At 63.1% G+C, this 17,982-nt stretch carries 23 protein-coding genes; 13 read left to right on the forward strand and 10 right to left on the reverse strand.

The window, feature by feature from the left end; translation table 11 throughout:
* The first annotated feature begins 100 nt into the window (after window positions 1-100).
* Entirely contained in the window at window positions 101-1,384 is a 1,284-nt protein-coding gene (locus LZK81_RS16275) for a glucoamylase family protein (protein ID WP_233953926.1), read from the forward strand.
* On the opposite strand, the gene LZK81_RS16280 is transcribed toward LZK81_RS16275, so the two are convergent.
* The 6 genes from LZK81_RS16280 to LZK81_RS16305 form a co-directional block, all read right to left on the reverse strand.
* The gene (locus LZK81_RS16280; RefSeq protein ID WP_046607858.1) at window positions 1,368-1,586 is read right to left on the reverse strand and encodes a hypothetical protein; all 219 of its coding nucleotides are present in this window, start codon (window positions 1,584-1,586) and stop codon (window positions 1,368-1,370) included. The two genes, LZK81_RS16275 and LZK81_RS16280, sit on opposite strands and share 17 nt — an antisense overlap.
* A 26-nt stretch (window positions 1,587-1,612) precedes the next feature.
* Window positions 1,613-2,644: a peptidoglycan -binding protein gene (locus tag LZK81_RS16285; RefSeq protein ID WP_046607859.1), complete on the reverse strand. Its 1,032-nt coding sequence runs from the start codon at window positions 2,642-2,644 to the stop codon at window positions 1,613-1,615.
* 3 nt (window positions 2,645-2,647) lie between these two features.
* Window positions 2,648-3,700 (reverse strand): hypothetical protein, encoded by a 1,053-nt coding sequence (locus LZK81_RS16290; RefSeq protein ID WP_046607860.1) that lies wholly within the window; start codon window positions 3,698-3,700, stop codon window positions 2,648-2,650.
* Window positions 3,701-3,835: 135 nt separating this feature from the next.
* Window positions 3,836-4,636, reverse strand: a complete 801-nt coding sequence (locus LZK81_RS16295; protein WP_037077091.1) for an inositol monophosphatase family protein — start codon at window positions 4,634-4,636, stop codon at window positions 3,836-3,838.
* 293 nt (window positions 4,637-4,929) lie between these two features.
* Complete coding sequence (locus LZK81_RS16300) at window positions 4,930-6,075, reverse strand: tetratricopeptide repeat protein (RefSeq protein ID WP_418936505.1); 1,146 nt, start codon at window positions 6,073-6,075, stop codon at window positions 4,930-4,932.
* Window positions 6,075-6,728: a thiamine phosphate synthase gene (locus LZK81_RS16305; RefSeq protein WP_233953928.1), complete on the reverse strand. Its 654-nt coding sequence runs from the start codon at window positions 6,726-6,728 to the stop codon at window positions 6,075-6,077. Before LZK81_RS16305 ends, LZK81_RS16300 begins: the two co-directional genes overlap by 1 nt.
* A 116-nt stretch (window positions 6,729-6,844) precedes the next feature.
* On the opposite strand from LZK81_RS16305, the gene LZK81_RS16310 reads away from it, so the two are divergent.
* Window positions 6,845-7,615, forward strand: a complete 771-nt coding sequence (locus LZK81_RS16310) for a sulfite exporter TauE/SafE family protein (protein WP_233953929.1) — start codon at window positions 6,845-6,847, stop codon at window positions 7,613-7,615.
* Between the two features lie 114 nt (window positions 7,616-7,729).
* Window positions 7,730-7,990 (forward strand): ArsR/SmtB family transcription factor, encoded by a 261-nt coding sequence (locus LZK81_RS16315; protein WP_046607864.1) that lies wholly within the window; start codon window positions 7,730-7,732, stop codon window positions 7,988-7,990.
* A 150-nt stretch (window positions 7,991-8,140) separates the two neighbouring features.
* Here LZK81_RS16315 and LZK81_RS16320 read toward each other — a convergent pair whose 3' ends face one another.
* Window positions 8,141-8,317, reverse strand: coding sequence for a YdcH family protein (locus tag LZK81_RS16320; RefSeq protein WP_046607865.1), 177 nt, complete (start codon window positions 8,315-8,317; stop codon window positions 8,141-8,143).
* 231 nt (window positions 8,318-8,548) lie between these two features.
* On the opposite strand from LZK81_RS16320, the gene LZK81_RS16325 reads away from it, so the two are divergent.
* The 7 genes from LZK81_RS16325 to LZK81_RS16355 all read left to right on the forward strand — a co-directional run bounded on the left by LZK81_RS16325 (window position 8,549) and on the right by LZK81_RS16355 (window position 13,186).
* Complete coding sequence (locus tag LZK81_RS16325) at window positions 8,549-8,752, forward strand: YdcH family protein (protein ID WP_037077103.1); 204 nt, start codon at window positions 8,549-8,551, stop codon at window positions 8,750-8,752.
* A gap of 10 nt (window positions 8,753-8,762) precedes the next feature.
* Window positions 8,763-9,260 (forward strand): 5-(carboxyamino)imidazole ribonucleotide mutase, encoded by a 498-nt coding sequence (gene purE / locus LZK81_RS16330; RefSeq protein ID WP_007757842.1) that lies wholly within the window; start codon window positions 8,763-8,765, stop codon window positions 9,258-9,260.
* Window positions 9,257-10,336: a 5-(carboxyamino)imidazole ribonucleotide synthase gene (locus LZK81_RS16335; RefSeq protein ID WP_233953930.1), complete on the forward strand. Its 1,080-nt coding sequence runs from the start codon at window positions 9,257-9,259 to the stop codon at window positions 10,334-10,336. The genes purE and LZK81_RS16335 overlap by 4 nt, the downstream gene beginning before the upstream one ends.
* Before the next feature lie 122 nt (window positions 10,337-10,458).
* On the forward strand, window positions 10,459-10,584 hold the full coding sequence (gene ykgO / locus LZK81_RS16340) for a type B 50S ribosomal protein L36 (RefSeq protein ID WP_003497670.1): 126 nt from the start codon (window positions 10,459-10,461) through the stop codon (window positions 10,582-10,584).
* A 99-nt stretch (window positions 10,585-10,683) separates the two neighbouring features.
* Window positions 10,684-11,304, forward strand: a complete 621-nt coding sequence (locus LZK81_RS16345; RefSeq protein ID WP_046610139.1) for a hypothetical protein — start codon at window positions 10,684-10,686, stop codon at window positions 11,302-11,304.
* 19 nt (window positions 11,305-11,323) lie between these two features.
* Window positions 11,324-12,364, forward strand: coding sequence for an alpha/beta fold hydrolase (locus tag LZK81_RS16350; RefSeq protein ID WP_233953931.1), 1,041 nt, complete (start codon window positions 11,324-11,326; stop codon window positions 12,362-12,364).
* A gap of 75 nt (window positions 12,365-12,439) precedes the next feature.
* Entirely contained in the window at window positions 12,440-13,186 is a 747-nt protein-coding gene (locus LZK81_RS16355) for a hypothetical protein (protein ID WP_233953932.1), read from the forward strand.
* 62 nt (window positions 13,187-13,248) lie between these two features.
* On the opposite strand, the gene LZK81_RS16360 is transcribed toward LZK81_RS16355, so the two are convergent.
* The 3 genes from LZK81_RS16360 to LZK81_RS16370 form a co-directional block, all read right to left on the reverse strand.
* Complete coding sequence (locus tag LZK81_RS16360; RefSeq protein ID WP_233953933.1) at window positions 13,249-14,160, reverse strand: agmatinase; 912 nt, start codon at window positions 14,158-14,160, stop codon at window positions 13,249-13,251.
* 210 nt (window positions 14,161-14,370) lie between these two features.
* Complete coding sequence (gene pyk / locus LZK81_RS16365) at window positions 14,371-15,810, reverse strand: pyruvate kinase (protein WP_046607870.1); 1,440 nt, start codon at window positions 15,808-15,810, stop codon at window positions 14,371-14,373.
* Entirely contained in the window at window positions 15,810-16,220 is a 411-nt protein-coding gene (locus LZK81_RS16370) for a DUF1036 domain-containing protein (protein WP_152564222.1), read from the reverse strand. The genes pyk and LZK81_RS16370 overlap by 1 nt, the downstream gene beginning before the upstream one ends.
* 272 nt (window positions 16,221-16,492) lie before the next feature.
* Between LZK81_RS16370 and LZK81_RS16375 the strand changes: the two genes are divergently transcribed.
* From LZK81_RS16375 to LZK81_RS16385, 3 genes are all read left to right on the forward strand, one after another.
* Window positions 16,493-17,284, forward strand: a complete 792-nt coding sequence (locus LZK81_RS16375) for an N-formylglutamate amidohydrolase (RefSeq protein ID WP_233953934.1) — start codon at window positions 16,493-16,495, stop codon at window positions 17,282-17,284.
* A gap of 22 nt (window positions 17,285-17,306) precedes the next feature.
* Window positions 17,307-17,615 (forward strand): DUF1244 domain-containing protein, encoded by a 309-nt coding sequence (locus LZK81_RS16380; RefSeq protein ID WP_046607872.1) that lies wholly within the window; start codon window positions 17,307-17,309, stop codon window positions 17,613-17,615.
* Between the two features lie 86 nt (window positions 17,616-17,701).
* On the forward strand, window positions 17,702-17,974 hold the full coding sequence (locus tag LZK81_RS16385) for a DUF2312 domain-containing protein (RefSeq protein ID WP_007752220.1): 273 nt from the start codon (window positions 17,702-17,704) through the stop codon (window positions 17,972-17,974).
* Window positions 17,975-17,982 lie beyond the last annotated feature (8 nt).

Here is a 17,982-nt window from a genome sequence, read left to right on the forward strand (position 1 = left end):
CCATCCGGACCAGGCTGGAAATGAACCGGGGGCGCCGAGTGCCTACCTGTTGCAGAACCGCTAGTATCGCAGATACCATTGCCGCCAGAAGCTTGAGGTCATGAATTTCAGTCACCTGCCGCCCAGCCTGTCCCTCGATGATTGCCTGGACAAGATACAGGCCCGGACCTTCCGGTTCTTCTGGGATGGTGCCCATCCCGAATCGGGCTTGCCGTTCGACAAGTGCTTCGTCTCGGGCGCGCCTTCCCCGAACATCGTGTCGATCAGCGGCGTCGGCTTTGGGGTCCTTGCCATCATCGTCGCCTGCGAACGCCAGTGGGTCACCCGTTCGCAGGCACTGGCGCGCATATCGACCATCATCGACCGCCTGAGGCATTCGCCAAGTTTCCACGGGGCATTCGCGCATTTCATCGACGGCTCGACGAGCGACGTCATCCGCTTCTCCGGACGGGACGACGGCGGCGACCTCGTCGAAACGGCGCTGCTGATGCAAGGCCTGATCTGCGCACGGGAATATTTCGCCGGCGAGACCGCTCGGGAAGAGAAATTGCGAGCGGATATCACGCGATTGTACGACGAGGTGGAATGGGAGTGGTTCACCCGCGGCAAGGATGAAGCCCTGTATTGGCATTGGAGCCCGAACTACGACTGGGCCATGAACCTGCCGATCTGGGGCTGGAACGAGGCATTGTCCTGTTACGTCCTGGCGGCCGGCTCCGACACCCATCCGATCAAGCCGGAAAGTTACCATGCCGGCTGGGCGAGGGCTGGCGCCATGTTGAACGGCGAGACCTATCTTGGAACGAAGCTTCCGCTTGGCGAGCCCTATGGCGGACCGCTTTTCATCTCGCATTATTCGTTCTGCGCACTGGATCCGCGGGGCCTGAGCGACCGCTATTGCAGCAACTATCGGGATCAGGCCGTGGCGCATACGCGCATCAACCACGACTATTGCCTGACCGTGCCCGATTATGCGAATGCCGGGGTCTGGGGCCTCAGCGCATCCGACGGACCGCAAGGTTACGGCGCCCACTCGCCGACATTCGATCGCGGCGTCATCGCCCCGACCGCCGCCCTGTCGAGCTTCCCCTTCCTGCCCGCCGAGGCAGAAAGCGCCATGCGCGCATTGCTTCACTACGGCGATGGCAAACTGCTCGGCGCATTCGGCTTCGTCGACGCCTTCGTCCCGAAGACAGACTGGGTGGCCGGCACATATCTCGCGATCGACCAGGGCCCGATCATCGCCATGATCGAAAATTATCGATCCGGCCTGCTGTGGCGCCTGTTCATGAACGCACCCGAGGTGCGTCGCGGCCTGGAGCGGCTGGGCTTCACGTCGACCACCCATTCCATCGCGGCGGAAATACCTACTCCGAGCGCCTGAACGTCCACTTCACCACATAGTCTCCGTTGCGCTTCATCTTGGTCTTGGTGCGCACCGCGACCGGCCCGCCGAGAGCCGCCTCCGCCTCTTCGAAGGCCTGGCGCGCCTCGGCAATCGCCTTGTGATAGGCGCTGTTGTCGCGTTTGGGGCTTTCGGCGACCGCCTTCATGACGGCGCTCATATCCGGCTTGTCTTCGGCCATCCTTTAAGTCTTCCCCGTGGCCGGATTTATCGCTCGGTGAGCTTCAGCTCGATGCGACGGTTTTGGGAGCGAGCGTCCGGCGTATCGCCTTGGGCGAGAGGCTGGAATTCCCCAAAGCCGGCGGCGACGAGGCGATTGGCCGGCACGCCCTTGGAAATCAGGTACTTGACCACCGAAGTGGCGCGGGCCGAGGAGAGCTCCCAGTTGTCCCGGTAGCGGCCGGAACCGGTAAGCGGCGAGTTGTCCGTATGCCCGTCGACGCGCAGCACCCAGTTGATTTCGGCCGGGATTTCCTTGGCGAGATCGAGAAGAGCCGCCGCAAGCTTGTCCATCTCCACCCGGCCGGCCGGGTCGAGTTCGTTGCCGCCGACCGGAAAGAGCACTTCCGACTGGAAGACGAAACGGTCGCCGACGATGCGGATGTTCTCGCGGTCGGAGAGGATCTCCCGCAGCCGGCCGAAGAAGTCGGAGCGGTAACGGTTCAACTCCTGGACGCGCTGCGCCAGCGCAACGTTGAGGCGCCGGCCGAGATCGGAGATCTGCGCCTGCGAGGAGGCATCCTTGGCTTCCGAGGTCTGCAGCGCCTGTTCGATGGCCGCGATCTGGGCACGCAACGCGGAGATCTGCTGGTTGAGCAGTTCCACCTGGCTTGCGGCGCGGGCGCTCAGCTGCTGTTCCTGATTGAGCTGGTTGGTGAGGTCGCCGATGCGGGCATTGGCGACGCTGCTGCTGCCGGTGCCCTGGCTCAGAAGCTGCTGCAGGCGCGAGCGGTCGGCCTCGGCCGTGGCAAGCGACGACTGCAGGTTGGCAAGCTGATCCTCGACGTCCTGGGTATTGCCCTTTTCGAGCGCCAGTAGTTCCGTCAGTTCGGCGATCTGGCTGTTCAGCCGGTTCAGCACCTCGTCACGCCCGGTGATTTCGCGGCTGAGCAGGAATTGCGCCAGCACGAAGACGGTAAGCAGGAACATGATGGCAAGCAGCAGCGTGGAAAGCGCATCCACGAAACCCGGCCAATAGTCGACGCCCCGCTCGCGACGGCGGCTCTTGCCAAGCGCCATCGCTTACTTCCCCCCGATCTTGTCGGAAAGCCGGTCGAGCGTGCGGCGCAGGGCCTTTGATTCCTCCTGCTGCGCCTCGATCCAGTCGCGCAGCATCTGCTGTTCGTTGCGCATGTTCTTGACCAGGCCCTGGATGCCTTCGGCAAGATTGGCCATGGCCGACAGCGACCGTTCGTTCTGGTGGCCGTCGATCGGTGCCTTGCTTTGGGCGGAGGCGAGCGCGCGCAGTTGTTCCGTCAGCGCCCTCAAATCCTCCGAGGAACCGCTCGCAAGCGTTTCGGCGACGGCCGGCGGCATGTCCGATCCAAGGTCGGTCACCGACGACAACCAGTTTTCAAGTTCCGTATAGAAGCGGTTCTGGGCGCGGCCCGCCTGCAGGTCGAGGAAGCCCAGGATCAGCGAACCGGAAAGGCCGAGCAGCGAGGACGAGAACGCCGTGCCCATGCCGGCGAGCGGCTGGGCAAGGCCGCTCTTGATGGCGGCGAGCACGTCGTTGGAACTGCCGGAATTCGGATCGAGCGCCCCGATGACGTTGCTGATCGAGCCGATGGTTTCGATAAGTCCCCAGAACGTGCCGAGCAGGCCGAGGAAGACGAGGAGGCCGATCAGATAACGCGACGTGTCGCGTGATTCGTCCAGGCGCGTGCCGATCGTATCGAGGATCGAGCGGAAGGCGTTGGTCGACAGCGCCATCCGGCGGCGGCTGCCGATCAGGGTGCGCATCGGCGCCAGAAGGCGCGGTTCACGGCCGACCTTGTCAGCGTTACCGGCGGCGCGGAAGGAATTGAACCAGCGCACTTCCGGCATCAGGGCGATCACCTGGTTGAAAACCAGGATCACGCCGATCAGGAGAACGCCGAGAATGAGGCCGTTGAGGCCCGGATTGGTCTGGAAGGCGTGGGCAGCCTGGCGGTAGAGGATGGAAGCGACGAAACCGACGATGATCAGGAAGATCAGCATCGTCCATAAGAATGAGGCAGGATTGGACAGTTTGTAGGCATAACCGCCGCGGCCCGTTTCAGACGCGTCCAAATCGTCCACTGTCGCATTCGCCATAATATGCTTCGCCTCCGGTAGTCTGCCGCGCCGGAGGCTAGTTGAAAATTGCGACGAATTGAAGTGCAGAAGCTCAGGAAAACAGTCAGCTATTCACTACTGGAGCTCTAAGCCGGGCGGTGGCGCAAAAATGCCTCAGCGGGTCGGAACGGGCCGATTGACGACCTCGACCAGCGCCTTCTGGATAAGTTCGTTGCCGGCCACGACATTGCCGCTGCCGAAGATATCGGTGGCGCCCTTCATGTCGGAGACGAACCCGCCCGCCTCGCGGATGAGGATCAGCCCGGCGGCCATGTCCCAGGGCGAAAGATCGGTTTCCCAGAAGCCGTCGAGACGGCCGGCAGCCACATAGGCAAGGTCGAGGGCGGCCGCACCGAAGCGGCGCATGCCGGCGACTTCGCCCATCACGTGGCGCAGTTCGACGAGGAACTTGCCGTGATTGCCGCGGCCGAGATGCGGCATGCCGCAGCCGATCACGCAGTCGGACAGCACCCGGCGGGCAGCGACGCGGATGCGGCGGTCGTTCATGAAGGCGCCGCCGCCCTTTTCGGCGGTGAACAGCTCGTCGGTCGCAGGATTGAACACGACGCCGGCAACCACTTCCCCGTTGCGCTCGAGCGCAATGGAGACTGCGAACTGCGGAATGCCGTGCAGGAAGTTGGTGGTCCCGTCGAGCGGATCGACGATCCAGCGATGCGCGCCGTCGGTGCCTTTCAGCTCCTCGCTCTCCTCGCCGAGAAAACCGTAGGTCGGACGCGATTTCAGCAGCTCGTCGCGGACGATCTTTTCCGCCTTCAGATCCGCCTGGGACACGAAATCGCTCGGGCCCTTCACCGAAACCTGCAGGTTCTGCACCTCGCCGAAATCTCTGGAGAGCGACTTGCCTGCCTTGAGGGCAGCCTGAACCATGACGTTGAGAAGGGCGGAGCGGGCCATGCGGGAAATCCTTGGGGTTGTCCCGACTTGTCGTCTGGACGGGACGGCGTTTTATAGGCGATTTTTTGATTGGCGGCTTCAAGACCATAAAACAGCGTGAAATTCAAGCCGTCTGCGGGAATGCGGGCATTGCCGCCGCTGGCCGCGTCTGCAAAACTGGTGTTCGAGGTCTCGGATGTGTGAGCGACGAAACCAGATTGCCGCCCCTCCCCCGGCGCTTCGCTTTGGCTCAGCGCGTCCGGCCCTGCAATCGATTCACTGGATCGATTGCTCCGGCTTCGCCGGACCGGGCCTCACCCACGTCTAAATTTGTTTGCCGCGTCGATTGCCTGACGCTGCTGATCCTCATTGATCCCGAGATAGAAGTCCTCGAGCTCCGGGTCCTGCAGCCCGGCGCGGCGTGACAGCACGTACCATTTTGCCGCCTCCACCGGGTTGGGCCGAGTGCCGAGCGCGTTGACATAGAGATGCGCGAGCTTGTTCTGGGCAACCACATTGCCGCGATGGGCGGCGATCCGCAGCCATTCGAAGCCTTTTTCGTAATCGCGGTCTCCCGCGACGCCGTTGACCAGCCAGAGGCCCATGTCGAGCTGCGCGGTGTCGAAACCGGCCGTTGCGGCGCGCTCCAGCCATTCGCGGGCCCGCGCCTTCTTTTCAGCCGGAAGGTCCTTCAGCGTCACATAGACCTGCGCCACCGCATATTGGCTATCGGCGACGCCTTGCCTTGCGGATTTTTCGTAGAAGGGCAGCGCCCGATGCAGGCCCTTGTCGCCCGGATTTTCGGAAACCAGGATCTGCGCCCAGTTGAATTGCGCCGAAGCATTGCCGGCTTCGGCGGCCCTGCGCATCAGATCGTCGGCTTTTGACTTGTCGCGGGGAACATCGCGCCCGGTCATCAACAGCAGCGCATATTGGAACATGGCCGCCGGGTCCCCGCCTTCCGCCGCCTTCTGATACCAATATGCCGCCGTCTTCGCATCCCGCTTGATGCCAAGCCCCTTGGTCATCATTTCCGCGACCAGCGTTTGGGCCGCCGCATCGCCGGCCCCGGCACGGGTCAGCGCCTTGTCGAGCGCCGTCACATACATTCCGCGCTGGTAGGCCCCATAGGCATCGTCCACGGCACCGGCATAGGCCTTTTCAGGCGGCGCGGGCGGCAGGGCTGCCCCCATCCGCTGGTAGAGTTCGACGCCGCCCGAGGGAACGATCCCGCTCGGCTGGCCATCCGGCTCCTTGGTTCCCCGCGCAGAACCGGGAACCGGCTGGATCTCGACCCGCCCCTTTTTCATCGGCTGGAAATTGGGCTCCACCGGCCGGGTCACAGCCCTGGAATTCGCCTGCGCCAGCGCAAGGCAAGGCATTGCCGCCGAAGCGATGAGCGTCGCCAGCAGCCCTTTCAGAATCACGCGGGAAAGGCGGTTCGACGGCATGGGCTCCATCAAGCCTCAAACCGTGGCGCTTTTTCGTCCAGAATTGCGTTGACTTCGGCGACCGCGGCGCCGGGGCTCTGGGGGTTGGAAAATACCGCTTCCCTGAGTGCCACGAATTCCGCGCCGGTCTCCGCGACGGCAAGCGCCGAGGAAGTATCGGTGCCGCCCATGACGATGCAGGGGATCTCGATCATCGAGGCCCACCATTCGGCAAGTGCGAGGTTTTTCGGATGGGCTTCGGGCTTGATGTCGCCGTCGAGCTTGCCGAAGAAGATATAGTCGGGGCGATGTTCGCCGATCGCCAGCGCCTGATGCCGGTCGGCCGCCCCACCGGTGCCGACGATCATCTTCGGCACGAATTTCTCGATCGCCTCCCCCAGCTCGGTGAGGTCTCCGCCAAGATGCAGGCCATCCGCCTTGATGCGCCCGGCCACCCGGCTGTCTCCACAGATCAGCGCCGCGGCACCCGCCGCCTGGATCAGGTCGACCAGCGCTTCCGCACGCTTCTGGAACGCCTGGTCGTCAAGGCCGTATTGCGGCAGGATCACCGAGGCGACGTCGCCCCCGGCAAGCGCTGCTTCGAGGTCCTTGGCCTGCTGATCGGCATCGTCATATTGCGGCACGATCAGCACGAGGCGGCAGCGCTCTTTCTGTCTGGTCATGTTTCTTCCCGTTTGGCGGATCGGCTTATCAAATCCGCACTCGTTTTCTGTCCGCAAATTCGATAGACCGGACAGACTGCCGGATCAACCATTCCCTTGCTGCCCCTCGAGTCTTCATGCCCGATACGCTTAGCCTCGCGTTCTTCACCTTCGCCATCCCCGCCGTTCTGCTTGTCGGCCTCTCGAAAGGAGGCATCGGCGGCGCCATCGGGCTGCTCGGCGTGCCGCTGATGTCGCTCGCCGTGGACCCGGTCAAGGCGGCGGCGATCTTCCTGCCGATCCTGATCGTCATGGACATCGTCGCGCTATGGTCCTGGCGGAACTTCAACGACCGCAAGACACTCCTGATGATCCTGCCCGGCGGCATTATCGGCATCGCGCTCGGCTGGGCGACCTCGGCCTATGTCTCGGACAATGCCCTGCGCCTCGTCATCGCGGCCGCGACGATCCTGTTTACAGTGCGCTATTTCTGGCAGGTCTACGGCCCTCGATCCAACCGGCCGAGGGCTCCCCTGCCGCACCGCCCGGGCGCTGCCACCTTCTGGGGCGCCTTGTCCGGTTACGCGAGCTTCGTCGCCCATGCAGGCGGGCCGCCGTTCCAGATCTACGTCCTGCCGATGCGGCTCGACCCGAAAGCCTATACCGGCGCCAGCATCCGCTTCTTCGCGATCGTCAATGCGGTCAAGGTCATCCCTTATTTCTTCCTCGGCGCACTCGACGCGGAAAACCTCACCATATCCGCGACCCTGCTGCCGGTGGCTCTGATCGCGACCATGATCGGCGCGGCCATCGTCAAGCACCTGAAGGCGGAAACCTTCTATCCGATGACTTACGGTCTGGCATTCTGCGCGGGATTGAAACTGCTGTGGGACGGCCTGCCGTTCTGACCCGGCAAAGCAAACGCGGAGCAGCTAAAAAAGCAACGCAAAATAAGGCGAGCAACATTGTTGCGATGCACAATAAATCTTGCCGTTACCGAGCGTTTACCGTAAGTTCAACGCATGACAACCGTTGACCCCTTTGCAGCCATAGCTGATCCGAACCGGCGGTATCTGCTGGAGGAATTGCGGCGCGCCCCGAGAACCGTAAACGAACTTGCGCAAGGCCTGCCGATCAGCCGGCCCGCGGTGTCGCAGCATCTGAAGGCTCTTCTGGACAGCAATCTGGTGAATGTGACGGCGGCAGGCACGCGGCGCATCTATTCCGTCAACAGCAAGGGCTTCGACAGGCTTAACCTGTGGCTGGATCAGTTCTGGTCGTGACGACCGGCTTTTAAACCGCGGGAATTATGGCTCCCTTCACCACGACCAGAACCTTGTCATTGTTATTTCTGGATTATTGTTTTGCCGCTTTTATTATTCGCCTCTGACTGATGAAAAACCGGGCGAGCGGCGGGTTCTCCTACTGAGGAACTAATGACGCGTAGATGATTTTAGGCGCTGCATTTGGTCCTTGATGCGCAGCTTGCGCCGCTTGAGTTCGGCTATTTCACGGTCGTCGGCGGAGGGGGACGCTAGAACGGTCTGGAGCTCCTCCTCCAAAGCACCGTGCTTCTTTTCAAGCGATGCGATATGAGCCTGGACGGTCATGTGGCATGTTCCTTCCTTAGTCACCTACCACGGCATTCCCTAATGCCGAGGCTTCAGGTTTACGAAGGAAGTGTGACACGATCGGCCGGCTTTGTCGAAGGTGAAATCATGGTTTGAAGTGGGCAAATTCGTGACCTTGTCTAACTTCCCGTTAACGCGGTTTGGTGGTAGAGGCTTGCGGAGAATGCCGGCGACCGCTGAAATGCCGGGCGTGAGAATGGGGACTGGAATATGGCAGATCAGGAACAGGCGGATGTCCGGCTGGTGCTTGCGAAACTTCGACAGGAACACGAGGATTACGACGCCGCCATCAATGCCATGATCCAGGTCGGCTGCGACGCTCTTCGCGTGCAGCGCATGAAGAAGAAGAAACTGTCGCTGAAAGACAAGATGACTCAGCTCGAAGACCAGATTGTTCCGGACATCATCGCGTAAGGGTCCCGCCATGTCTGAAAGACCTGCCGTCGCCATCATCATGGGCAGCCAGTCCGACTGGGAGACCATGAAGAACGCCGCCGACACGCTGGAGGCACTCGATATCGGCTACGAGGCCCGTATCATATCGGCACATCGCACGCCGGAGCGGATGATGCAGTTCGCCAAGGGCGCCCGTGCCGAAGGTTTCCAGGTCATCATCGCCGGCGCCGGCGGTGCGGCCCACCTGCCCGGCATGACCGCCGCCATGACGCCGCTTCCGGTTTTCGGCGTGCCGGTTCAGTCGAAGGCGCTGTCCGGCCAGGACAGCCTGCTGTCGATCGTCCAGATGCCGGCCGGCATTCCGGTCGGCACGCTCGCGATCGGCCGGGCCGGCGCCATCAACGCCGCGCTGCTGGCGGCTGCCGTTCTCGCCCTCAACGACGACGAGATCGCCGACCGGCTCGACGAATGGCGCGCCCGCCAGAGCGCCGCCGTTGCGGACTACCCAATCGACGAGGCTCCATGACTGTCCACACGATCGGCATCATCGGCGGCGGCCAGCTCGGCCGCATGCTGGCCATGGCCGCAGCCCGGCTGAACTTCCGCACGATCGTGCTCGAACCGCAGGCCGACTGCCCGGCAGCCCAGGTCGCCAACGCCCAGATCACCGCCGCCTATGACGATCCGGCAGCGCTTGCCGAACTCGCCAGCCGCTGCGACGTCGTCACCTACGAATTCGAGAACGTGCCGGTCGCCGCCGCCGAAACGCTGCAGCGCTCGGTCCCGGTCCATCCCCCGGCCAAGGCCCTCGACATGTCGCAGGACCGGCTGACCGAAAAGCGCTTCCTGAATTCCTGCGGCATCGAGACCGCCAAATTCCATGCCGTCGATAGCCAGTCCGACCTCGAAAAGGCGCTCGCCGATTTCGGCGGCCAAGGCGTCCTGAAGACCCGCCGGATGGGTTATGACGGCAAGGGCCAGCGTGTCTTCCGCTCCGCCGAGGACAAACCCGAGGGCGCCTATGACGCGCTCGGTGGCGTGCCGCTGATTCTCGAAAGCTTCGTGCCCTTCGAACGGGAGGTGTCGATCATCGGCGCCCGCGCCAAGGACGGCACCACCGCCTGCTACGATCCGGCCGAGAACGTCCACAGGAACGGCATTCTCCACACATCCACCCTGCCCGCCAGGATCTCTGCGGCGACGGCGAAGACTGCCCGCGAATCGGCCGAGAAGCTGCTCGCGGCGCTCGATTATGTCGGCGTCATCGGCATGGAATTCTTCGTGATGGCTGACGGCACGCTGATCGCCAACGAAATCGCCCCCCGCGTCCACAATTCCGGCCACTGGACGGAGGCCGCCTGCGTCGTTTCGCAGTTCGAACAGCATATCCGCGCAGTCACCGGACTGTCGCTCGGCAACCCGCATCGCCATTCCGCCTGCGTGATGACCAACCTGATCGGCGACGATATTCTGGACGTGCCGGCCTGGCTTCAGAAGAAAGACGTCCTCGTCCACCTCTATGGCAAGACGGAATCCCGACCGGGCCGGAAAATGGGCCATGTGACCGAATTGAACGGCCTGAAAACGCCGTCACAAGGTTGACACGCAGATTGGCTCGGGTTATCTGCACGCCCAACTGAGAGCGTGCCCCTCAAAGAAACAGGCGGCGCGCTTTTGATTGATAGACATGCGGCTTCACGCCCACAGACTGCTGGACCAGGAAAATGAAGATCAAGAACTCGCTTAAGGCGCTGAAGGCTCGTCACCGCGATAACCGTCTGGTTCGCCGCAAGGGCCGCGTTTACATCATCAACAAGCAGAACCCGCGCTTCAAGGCTCGTCAGGGCTGATACAGGCAATCGGCTTCGGTCTCGACCGCAGCCGATCAAATTGTCGATAACACGACAAATCGGGTTTGACCTTCGGCGCAGGCGGATTACCTTATCCGCATGCGCTATTTTCGTTTCAGCACCCTGATTCTCGCCGCGAGCCTCGCCGCTTCGTCAGCTCTGGCCCAGACAGCGGCCCCCAAGCCGCCTGCCGCACCACCTGCGGCCGCCCCGGTCATTCCCGCCGTCGCCCAGAAACCGGGCAAGCCCGTCGATCCTTTGTTCGATGCCCTGAAGCGCGAACGCAATCCGGAAAAGGCACGCGGCATCGCCAGCCAGATCATCGCTGACCTGAATGATTCGGGCAGCGCCACCGTAAACCTGCTGATGCAGTGGTCTGCGACCGCCATCAAGGAAAAGCGCAATGCCGCGGCACTCGATTTCCTGGATCAGGTGACCGTGCTCGATCCCGCCTTTGCCGAAGGCTGGAACCGCCGCGCAACGCTGCATTACACGATGGGCAACCCCCGCAAATCCATGGCCGACATCGCCGAAGTGCTGAAGCGCGAGCCGCGCCATTTTGGAGCGCTGGCCGGCATGGCCGGCATCCTCAGCGAGGCCGGCAAGGACGATCTGGCGCTGAAGGCGTGGCAGGACTATCTCGCCGTCTACCCCGCCGACCGCGACGCCCAGGAAGCCGTCACCAAACTTTCCGAAAAGCTCGCCGGCAACCGGACCTGAGCCTTTCGGCAGCCCATTCATGATGATCTTGCCCCTTGCCATCGCCGGCATTGTCGCCGCCGCGTTTTGCTTCACCGCCTGGAAGGCCAAGGCGATCGAAACCGCGTTCCCGAATACCGGGGAGCTGATCGATGTCGGCGGCTTCTCCATGAACTCACTGCATGTGCCGAAACCGGCCGGCGCCGACCTGCCGGCGATCGTCTTCATCCACGGCGCCAGCGGCAATTTCCGCGACCAGGAAGCGGCCTTCCGCCGGGCGCTCGAAGGCCGCGCCGAAATGCTCTTCGTCGACCGGCCGGGCCACGGGTACTCCGAGCGCGGCGGGCCTGAAAACGACTTCCCGGACGGCCAGGCAGCGGCGATCGCAAGGCTGATGGAAAAGCGCGGCATCGACAGGGCGATCATATCAGGCCATTCCTTCGGTGGCGCGATCGCCGCGAGCTTCGGTCTCAACCATCCGGAAAAGACCGACGGCCTGCTGTTTCTGGCGCCAGCCACCCATCCCTGGCCCGGCCGGATCGACTGGTACTACAATCTCACCGCCCGCCCGGTCATCGGCCGGCTGTTCAGCCATCTTCTCGCCCTGCCGGTCGGCCTCGTGATAATGAAGGCCGCCACGCGCTCCGTCTTCCACCCCAACCCCTGCCCCGAGACCTATCTTCGCGACGGCGCGCCGTATCTGGTCCTGCGCCCGAAAGTGTTCCGCAGCAACGCGATCGACGTCGCCAATCTCAACGGTTACGTGACGCGCGTTGCGCCGCGATATACGGAGATCACTGCGCCGACGGTGATCATCACCGGCGACAGCGATGCGATCGTCGCGGAGGAGATCCATTCGCGCGGCCTTGCCCGCGACATCACCGGGTCCGAACTCGTCTCCATCCGCAATCTCGGCCACAAGCCGGATTATCTGGCGATCGATGTGGTGATCGCGGCAATCGAAAAACTCGCGGGCCTCCCCCGCGACCTGAAGGCCGCCGCCCACATCGCGGAAGCGCGCATCGCGCCGGCAGCGGAAGACTCGGCTCCCGAGATGGATCTCTCGATCGAGAAAACCTGAGCCTTGCTCGGACGACGCCAGCCCGAAGCAAGCTGACCGCCTCAACCTCCGGCCACACGGAATCGGAGAGACGAGATGCAGATCGGCAGCATTGGCAGTGATTACCCGGCGCGGCCCGCGAAGCAGGATGGAGCGTCGGCCCCGACGGATGCCGCAACAGCCGCGTCGCCCGGTCCATCCAGCCCCAAGGACGAGCTCTACGATCGCCTCGTCCATAGCCTTACCTCGCTGAAGAAGGCGAGCGACGAGGCGGAAGAACAGGCAAAAGCGCGTGCCAAGCAGAAGCTCGATGATGCCAAGCAGCAGCTCGAGTTCATGCGCCGCTGGGGGTTCGATCCGCAAGTGATCGCCAAGCAGGCGGCCCAGCTCGGCGTCATCGTTGCCGGCGCCGCCCGCGAATTCACCGAGGCCCTGGCCGGGAGCGGCAGTGGCGCCATACCCACCGCCCCGACCAATGCTCCGCCCGTTGCCGAGACGGCCGATCCGATCCTGGATACAAGCGAGCAGGCCGCGGCCGCAGATACTACCGGCGACGAGGCGACGGAGGATGAAAAGCCGGTCTCCTATGCAGAACAGGCCTATCTCGACGAGATGGACGAAACGCCGCGGGAGACGCCAAAACTGTCCCTCGACGACATCAAGACCGCGATGGAATTCAGCACCGTCGCCCGCCAAATCAAGGCGCTGCTGGAAGAGGCCGCCCGCAGGCTGCGCGAACAGAACAGCACAGCCACGGTGCCGGGCACCGGAAGCCTCGATGCTTCCGTCAACGCCCTGACCGGCACGATCTCCGCCATGCCGACCGTCAGCATCACCGTCTGACGATATTGTCGGGCGGCCGCGACTAAGAAATAGAAGTGCCTGAAGGGCGAGCGTGGGCCGATTCAACCCTGCCGAACGATGGTGCCGATCGCATTGACGAGGAGGCGCGCGGCGGTCAGGGCCGACAAGCCGTCAATGTCGGCGGGAGGATAGAGTTCGACAAGGTCGAATCCTGCGATCCTGGCCCGCCTGCCGAGGCCCGCGATCAGGTCGATCACCTGCGTGTAGGTGAGGCCTCCGGGCGTACGCCCCGCCACGCCGGGCATAATGCCGGGATCGAGGCCGTCGCAATCGAGGGTAACGACGACTCGCGCTCCTTCCGGGATATGCTGTAGAGCGGCCTCGACGCCCTGTGAGTGAACCTCGCGGGCGGTCACGAAGCGGCTGCCATAGTGTCGCGCCGCTTCGATGTCGGTGAGGCGCGCGCTACCGACACTACGGAGGCCGACCTGCACGATGCCAGCAACATGCGGCATCTCGCTCGCCCGGCGCATCGGGCTCGAATAGCCGTGGCGCTCACCATTCACCTCGTCGCGCCAGTCGATATGGGCGTCGATCTGCAGGATCCAGACCGGCCCGCGGTCCGCAAAGCCGGCGAGGAACGGAATGGTCACGGAACAGTCGCCGCCGAGCAAGATCGGTACAGCCGGAAATGCCAGGACCTCGCGTATCTTCGCCGCTATCCGAGCCCGGTTACCGGTATTATCATGCAGGCTGGTCGGGATGTCGCCGGCGTCGATGCATGAGACCGGTTTGCCGTCGAACAGCGGACCGCCAAGATCGAAATCCCAGTGCTCGACGAGCGCGACGTCATCCTGGCTCGCAGCGCGGATGGCGTCGGCGGCCAAAGCATGGCCGCTGCTGTCCTTCCCGGGATAGGTGCTGCCGTGACCGGCTCCGTAAATCACCGCACAGGGTATCCGGCTGTCGGAGAGGCGATCGGAAAAGCCGAGAAATGGAGGCGAGGCGGTCATTTCTTGATGGCTCTGATGATGGTTTAGCTGAATTTAGCATCGAGTCGCAGCATTCGCTGTCCCCGACGGATCAGGCAGTATCTTGAACGGCGGCTCGCCTAACTGGCAAGAAACACCGCCTGCAACGTCTGCGTTGCAGGCGGTTCGAGATCAGACTTGGATTTCAGTCAACCGCCGGATCGCTCCGGCGGTTCTCGGTCGGGGGGCGCCTCAGATGCCGCTCTGGCCGTCCGAGCCGATATAGGCGATGCGCAGCATGTTGGTGGCGCCGGGCGTGCCGAGCGGAACGCCGGCCGAGATGATGATCCGGTCGCCGGGCTTGCCGAAGCCTTCCGAGACGACGATGCGGCAGGCGCGGTTGACCATGTCGTCGAGGTCGGTCGCGTCATGGGTGACGACGCAATGCATGCCCCAGCCGAGCGAAAGCCGGCGCGCCGTCTGGACGATCGGCGACAGCGCGATGATCGGCACCTCCGGACGTTCGCGGGATGCGCGCAGGCCCGTCGTACCCGACGAGGTATAGGTGACGATGGCGGACAGTTTCAGGGTTTCTGCGATCTGGCGGGCGGCTAGCGAGATGGCGTCCGCACCGGTCGCCTCGGGCGTCGCGCGCTGGGCATAGATGATGCTAGGATAAAGCGGATCCTGCTCGACCGTGCTGGCGATCGACGCCATCATCGACACCGCCTCGACCGGATACTGGCCGGAGGCCGATTCGGCCGAGAGCATGATCGCATCGGCACCTTCGAAAACGGCGATCGACACGTCCGACACCTCGGCGCGGGTCGGAACCGGCGCGGTGATCATCGATTCCAGCATCTGGGTTGCGACCACGACCGGCTTGCCGGCGCGCCGACACAAGCGCGTCAGCTGCTTCTGGATTCCCGGGACGGCTTCGATCGGCATTTCGACGCCAAGATCGCCGCGCGCCACCATCACGGCATCGGAAAGCTCGATGATCTCGTCGATGCGCTCGAGCGCCTGGGGCTTCTCGATCTTCGACATGATGCCGACGCGGCCGCGGGCGATCTTGCGCACTTCGGCAAGGTCGTCGGGGCGCTGGACGAAGGAAAGCGCCACCCAGTCGACATCGTCGGTCGCGAGAACCGCGTCAAGGTCGATCCGGTCCTTTTCGGTCAGCGCGCCGACGCCGAGCAGCGTATCGGGCAGGCTGACGCCCTTGCGGTCGGAAATGCTGGTGCCGGCGACGACCTTGCAGACGATGCTCTTGCCGTCGGCCTTCTCGGCCTTCAGCGCCAGCTTGCCGTCGTCGATCAGCAGCCTGTGGCCCACTTTCACCGCTTCCAGGATTTCCGGATGCGGCAGGAATACGCGGGTCTCGTCGCCCGGTTCGTCGCGGTTGTCGAGCGTGAAGGTCTGCCCCGGAGTGAGCGTCACCTTGCCGGCTGCAAACTTGCCGACGCGCAGCTTCGGGCCCTGAAGGTCGGCGAGAATGCCGATCGGCCGGCCGCAGCGCGCCTCGACGGAACGGATGCGCTTGATCAGCGTGCGCATCAGGTCGTGGCTCGCATGGCTCATGTTGATGCGGAAGAGATCAGCCCCCGCTTCATGCAGCTTCTGGATCATCGCCTCTTCGGACGAAGCCGGCCCGAGGGTGGCGAGGATCTTTACTTTGCGGTTGCGCCTCATCAGTTGTGGCCTTCTTGTGTACCAGGCGTGTCCGAAAGCTGGACCATCCAGCTTCCCTGACGGCCCGTATCGTATTCCTTGAAGCCCATGCGCTGGAAGCCACGGGCAAAACAGTCATTGACGCCGACGACTTTGAACTCGTTCTCCGCGACGCACATGTTCACATTGCCGGTCCAGCGGCCGCCCCGGGCCGCGTCCTCGGCGTAAAGATAATAGTAACGCGACTGCAGTTCGCCCTCGATCAGCGTCGCGCAGGTGGAGGCCGGAACCTGCCACCAGCCTTCGGTGGTCCAGCCCTCCGTGGCGCGATAGCCGATCGCCACGCCGACGAGGTTCTGCGTGGCGTTGCAGACACGGAAATCCGCATGCGCGACGGTCGCCGCCAAAAGCGGAACACCGAAGGCGACCATGGCGGCAAGCGCCGGAGCGGAAACGAGGGAGCGAAGAGTGGCATTGGGGGATTTTTTCGACACGGTTTCCGTCAGGACTCCATGGTTATTCGTGAAGCACTTTCTTCGCGCGGCGGAGTCGGAAAGTCAACGTAACTCTAATCGATTAGTCCGTCTCATGCCCTCAATCCAAGCTGATCGTCGCCCCAACACGGCTTGCGTCTCGGCTTTCCCCATGCCATCAACACCCGTCTTCCGACCGACCTTTCGAAACCATTTCATTTCCGATGGCGATGCAGGACTTCATTCCTTTCGAGATCATAGAAGGCGATTATGACAGCGGCATGGTGCTGCTCGCCGACCATGCCATGAACCGCCTGCCCGCGCCCTATGGCAGCCTCGGCCTACCGGAGAGCGCCTTCCGCCGCCATATCGCCTTCGACATCGGCATCGAGCGGCTCACCCGCCACCTGGCGGCGATGCTGAACGTGCCGGCGGTGCTCGGCTGCTTCTCGCGCCTGCTGATCGACCCGAACCGCGGCGAGGACGATCCGACCCTGATCATGAAGATTTCCGACGGGGCGATCATCCCCGGCAATCATCCGATCACGCAGGAAGAGTGGGATTTCCGCCTCGACACCTATCACCGGCCCTATCACCGCGCCGTCGAGCGCACGATTGCCAAGGCAGGTGCGTCGGGCCGCGCGCCGCTCGTCCTGTCGCTGCATTCCTTCACGCCTTTCTGGAAAGGTGTCGCCCGTCCCTGGCACGCAGCCGTGCTGTGGGACAGCGACGATCGCGCCGTGACGCCGCTCCTGGAACTGCTCGGCAAACCCGGCGACATCGTCGTCGGCGACAACGAGCCATATGACGGGGCCCTTAAAGGCGACACGATGTACCGGCACTGCATGGTGTCAGGAACCCCGCACGCGCTTCTCGAGGTCCGCCAGGACCTGATCGGCGACGAGGCGGGCATCGCCGCCTGGGCGGAAAGACTGGCGCCGGTCTTCAAGACGCTCAACGCCGACCCCACATTGCATGAATACAGGATCTTTCCCTCGCGCACCGGCCCCTATCCGGTCTGACGCGACACCAGGAGGTGGGCCCATGAGCGAACTCACGAAAGAACAGCAGACCGAATTCGAGGCCGCCGCCTTCCGCCGCCTCGTTCAGCATCTGCGTGAACGCGCCGACGTGCAGAATATCGACCTGATGAACCTCGCCGGCTTCTGCCGCAACTGCCTGTCGAACTGGTATCGCGATGCCGCCGGCGATGCCGGCATCAACCTGAGCAAGGACGCATCCCGCGAGATCGTCTACGGCATGCCATACGAGGATTGGAAAAATCTGCACCAGGCGGAAGCCTCGGATGCACAAAAAGCCGCATTCGACGTCAACAAGCCGGCCCATGGCTGATCGATTTGCCGATTGGGCTTGACCTCGCGGCGGCTTTTCGGCAGTTGACGACCATTCATTGAAATCTACACGATCAGGAGGCCCCGATGTCTGATGCTCATGGCGTCGCCCGCGACCAGCTTCGCGCATTTATCGAGCGTATCGAACGACTGGAAGAAGAAAAGAAGACCATCGCCGACGACATCAAGGATGTCTACGGCGAAGCCAAGGGCATGGGATACGACACCAAGATCATGAAAAAGGTCATCGCCCTGCGCAAGAAGGACGACCAGGAGCGCATGGAAGAGGATCTGATCCTCGATACATATCTCCAGGCGCTCGGCATGATCGAGGCCCCTGCCGACCAGGACGCCGCCTGATTCTTCCC

The sequence above is a fragment of the Neorhizobium galegae genome, from assembly GCF_021391675.1.
In the GTDB taxonomy this organism is placed as follows: domain Bacteria; phylum Pseudomonadota; class Alphaproteobacteria; order Rhizobiales; family Rhizobiaceae; genus Neorhizobium; species Neorhizobium galegae_B.

What these genes read in the sequence shown, in the direction of transcription:
- LZK81_RS16275 (WP_233953926.1), top strand. Translation starts at nt 101, where the DNA reads ATGAATTTCAGTCACCTGCCGCCCAGCCTGTCCCTCGATGATTGCCTG.
- LZK81_RS16280 (WP_046607858.1), bottom strand. Translation starts at nt 1,586, where the DNA reads ATGGCCGAAGACAAGCCGGATATGAGCGCCGTCATGAAGGCGGTCGCC.
- LZK81_RS16285 (WP_046607859.1), bottom strand. Translation starts at nt 2,644, where the DNA reads ATGGCGCTTGGCAAGAGCCGCCGTCGCGAGCGGGGCGTCGACTATTGG.
- LZK81_RS16290 (WP_046607860.1), bottom strand. Translation starts at nt 3,700, where the DNA reads ATGGCGAATGCGACAGTGGACGATTTGGACGCGTCTGAAACGGGCCGC.
- LZK81_RS16295 (WP_037077091.1), bottom strand. Translation starts at nt 4,636, where the DNA reads ATGGCCCGCTCCGCCCTTCTCAACGTCATGGTTCAGGCTGCCCTCAAG.
- LZK81_RS16300 (WP_418936505.1), bottom strand. Translation starts at nt 6,075, where the DNA reads ATGGAGCCCATGCCGTCGAACCGCCTTTCCCGCGTGATTCTGAAAGGG.
- LZK81_RS16305 (WP_233953928.1), bottom strand. Translation starts at nt 6,728, where the DNA reads ATGACCAGACAGAAAGAGCGCTGCCGCCTCGTGCTGATCGTGCCGCAA.
- LZK81_RS16310 (WP_233953929.1), top strand. Translation starts at nt 6,845, where the DNA reads ATGCCCGATACGCTTAGCCTCGCGTTCTTCACCTTCGCCATCCCCGCC.
- LZK81_RS16315 (WP_046607864.1), top strand. Translation starts at nt 7,730, where the DNA reads ATGACAACCGTTGACCCCTTTGCAGCCATAGCTGATCCGAACCGGCGG.
- LZK81_RS16320 (WP_046607865.1), bottom strand. Translation starts at nt 8,317, where the DNA reads ATGACCGTCCAGGCTCATATCGCATCGCTTGAAAAGAAGCACGGTGCT.
- LZK81_RS16325 (WP_037077103.1), top strand. Translation starts at nt 8,549, where the DNA reads ATGGCAGATCAGGAACAGGCGGATGTCCGGCTGGTGCTTGCGAAACTT.
- purE (WP_007757842.1), top strand. Translation starts at nt 8,763, where the DNA reads ATGTCTGAAAGACCTGCCGTCGCCATCATCATGGGCAGCCAGTCCGAC.
- LZK81_RS16335 (WP_233953930.1), top strand. Translation starts at nt 9,257, where the DNA reads ATGACTGTCCACACGATCGGCATCATCGGCGGCGGCCAGCTCGGCCGC.
- ykgO (WP_003497670.1), top strand. Translation starts at nt 10,459, where the DNA reads ATGAAGATCAAGAACTCGCTTAAGGCGCTGAAGGCTCGTCACCGCGAT.
- LZK81_RS16345 (WP_046610139.1), top strand. Translation starts at nt 10,684, where the DNA reads ATGCGCTATTTTCGTTTCAGCACCCTGATTCTCGCCGCGAGCCTCGCC.
- LZK81_RS16350 (WP_233953931.1), top strand. Translation starts at nt 11,324, where the DNA reads ATGATGATCTTGCCCCTTGCCATCGCCGGCATTGTCGCCGCCGCGTTT.
- LZK81_RS16355 (WP_233953932.1), top strand. Translation starts at nt 12,440, where the DNA reads ATGCAGATCGGCAGCATTGGCAGTGATTACCCGGCGCGGCCCGCGAAG.
- LZK81_RS16360 (WP_233953933.1), bottom strand. Translation starts at nt 14,160, where the DNA reads ATGACCGCCTCGCCTCCATTTCTCGGCTTTTCCGATCGCCTCTCCGAC.
- pyk (WP_046607870.1), bottom strand. Translation starts at nt 15,810, where the DNA reads ATGAGGCGCAACCGCAAAGTAAAGATCCTCGCCACCCTCGGGCCGGCT.
- LZK81_RS16370 (WP_152564222.1), bottom strand. Translation starts at nt 16,220, where the DNA reads ATGGTCGCCTTCGGTGTTCCGCTTTTGGCGGCGACCGTCGCGCATGCG.
- LZK81_RS16375 (WP_233953934.1), top strand. Translation starts at nt 16,493, where the DNA reads ATGCAGGACTTCATTCCTTTCGAGATCATAGAAGGCGATTATGACAGC.
- LZK81_RS16380 (WP_046607872.1), top strand. Translation starts at nt 17,307, where the DNA reads ATGAGCGAACTCACGAAAGAACAGCAGACCGAATTCGAGGCCGCCGCC.
- LZK81_RS16385 (WP_007752220.1), top strand. Translation starts at nt 17,702, where the DNA reads ATGTCTGATGCTCATGGCGTCGCCCGCGACCAGCTTCGCGCATTTATC.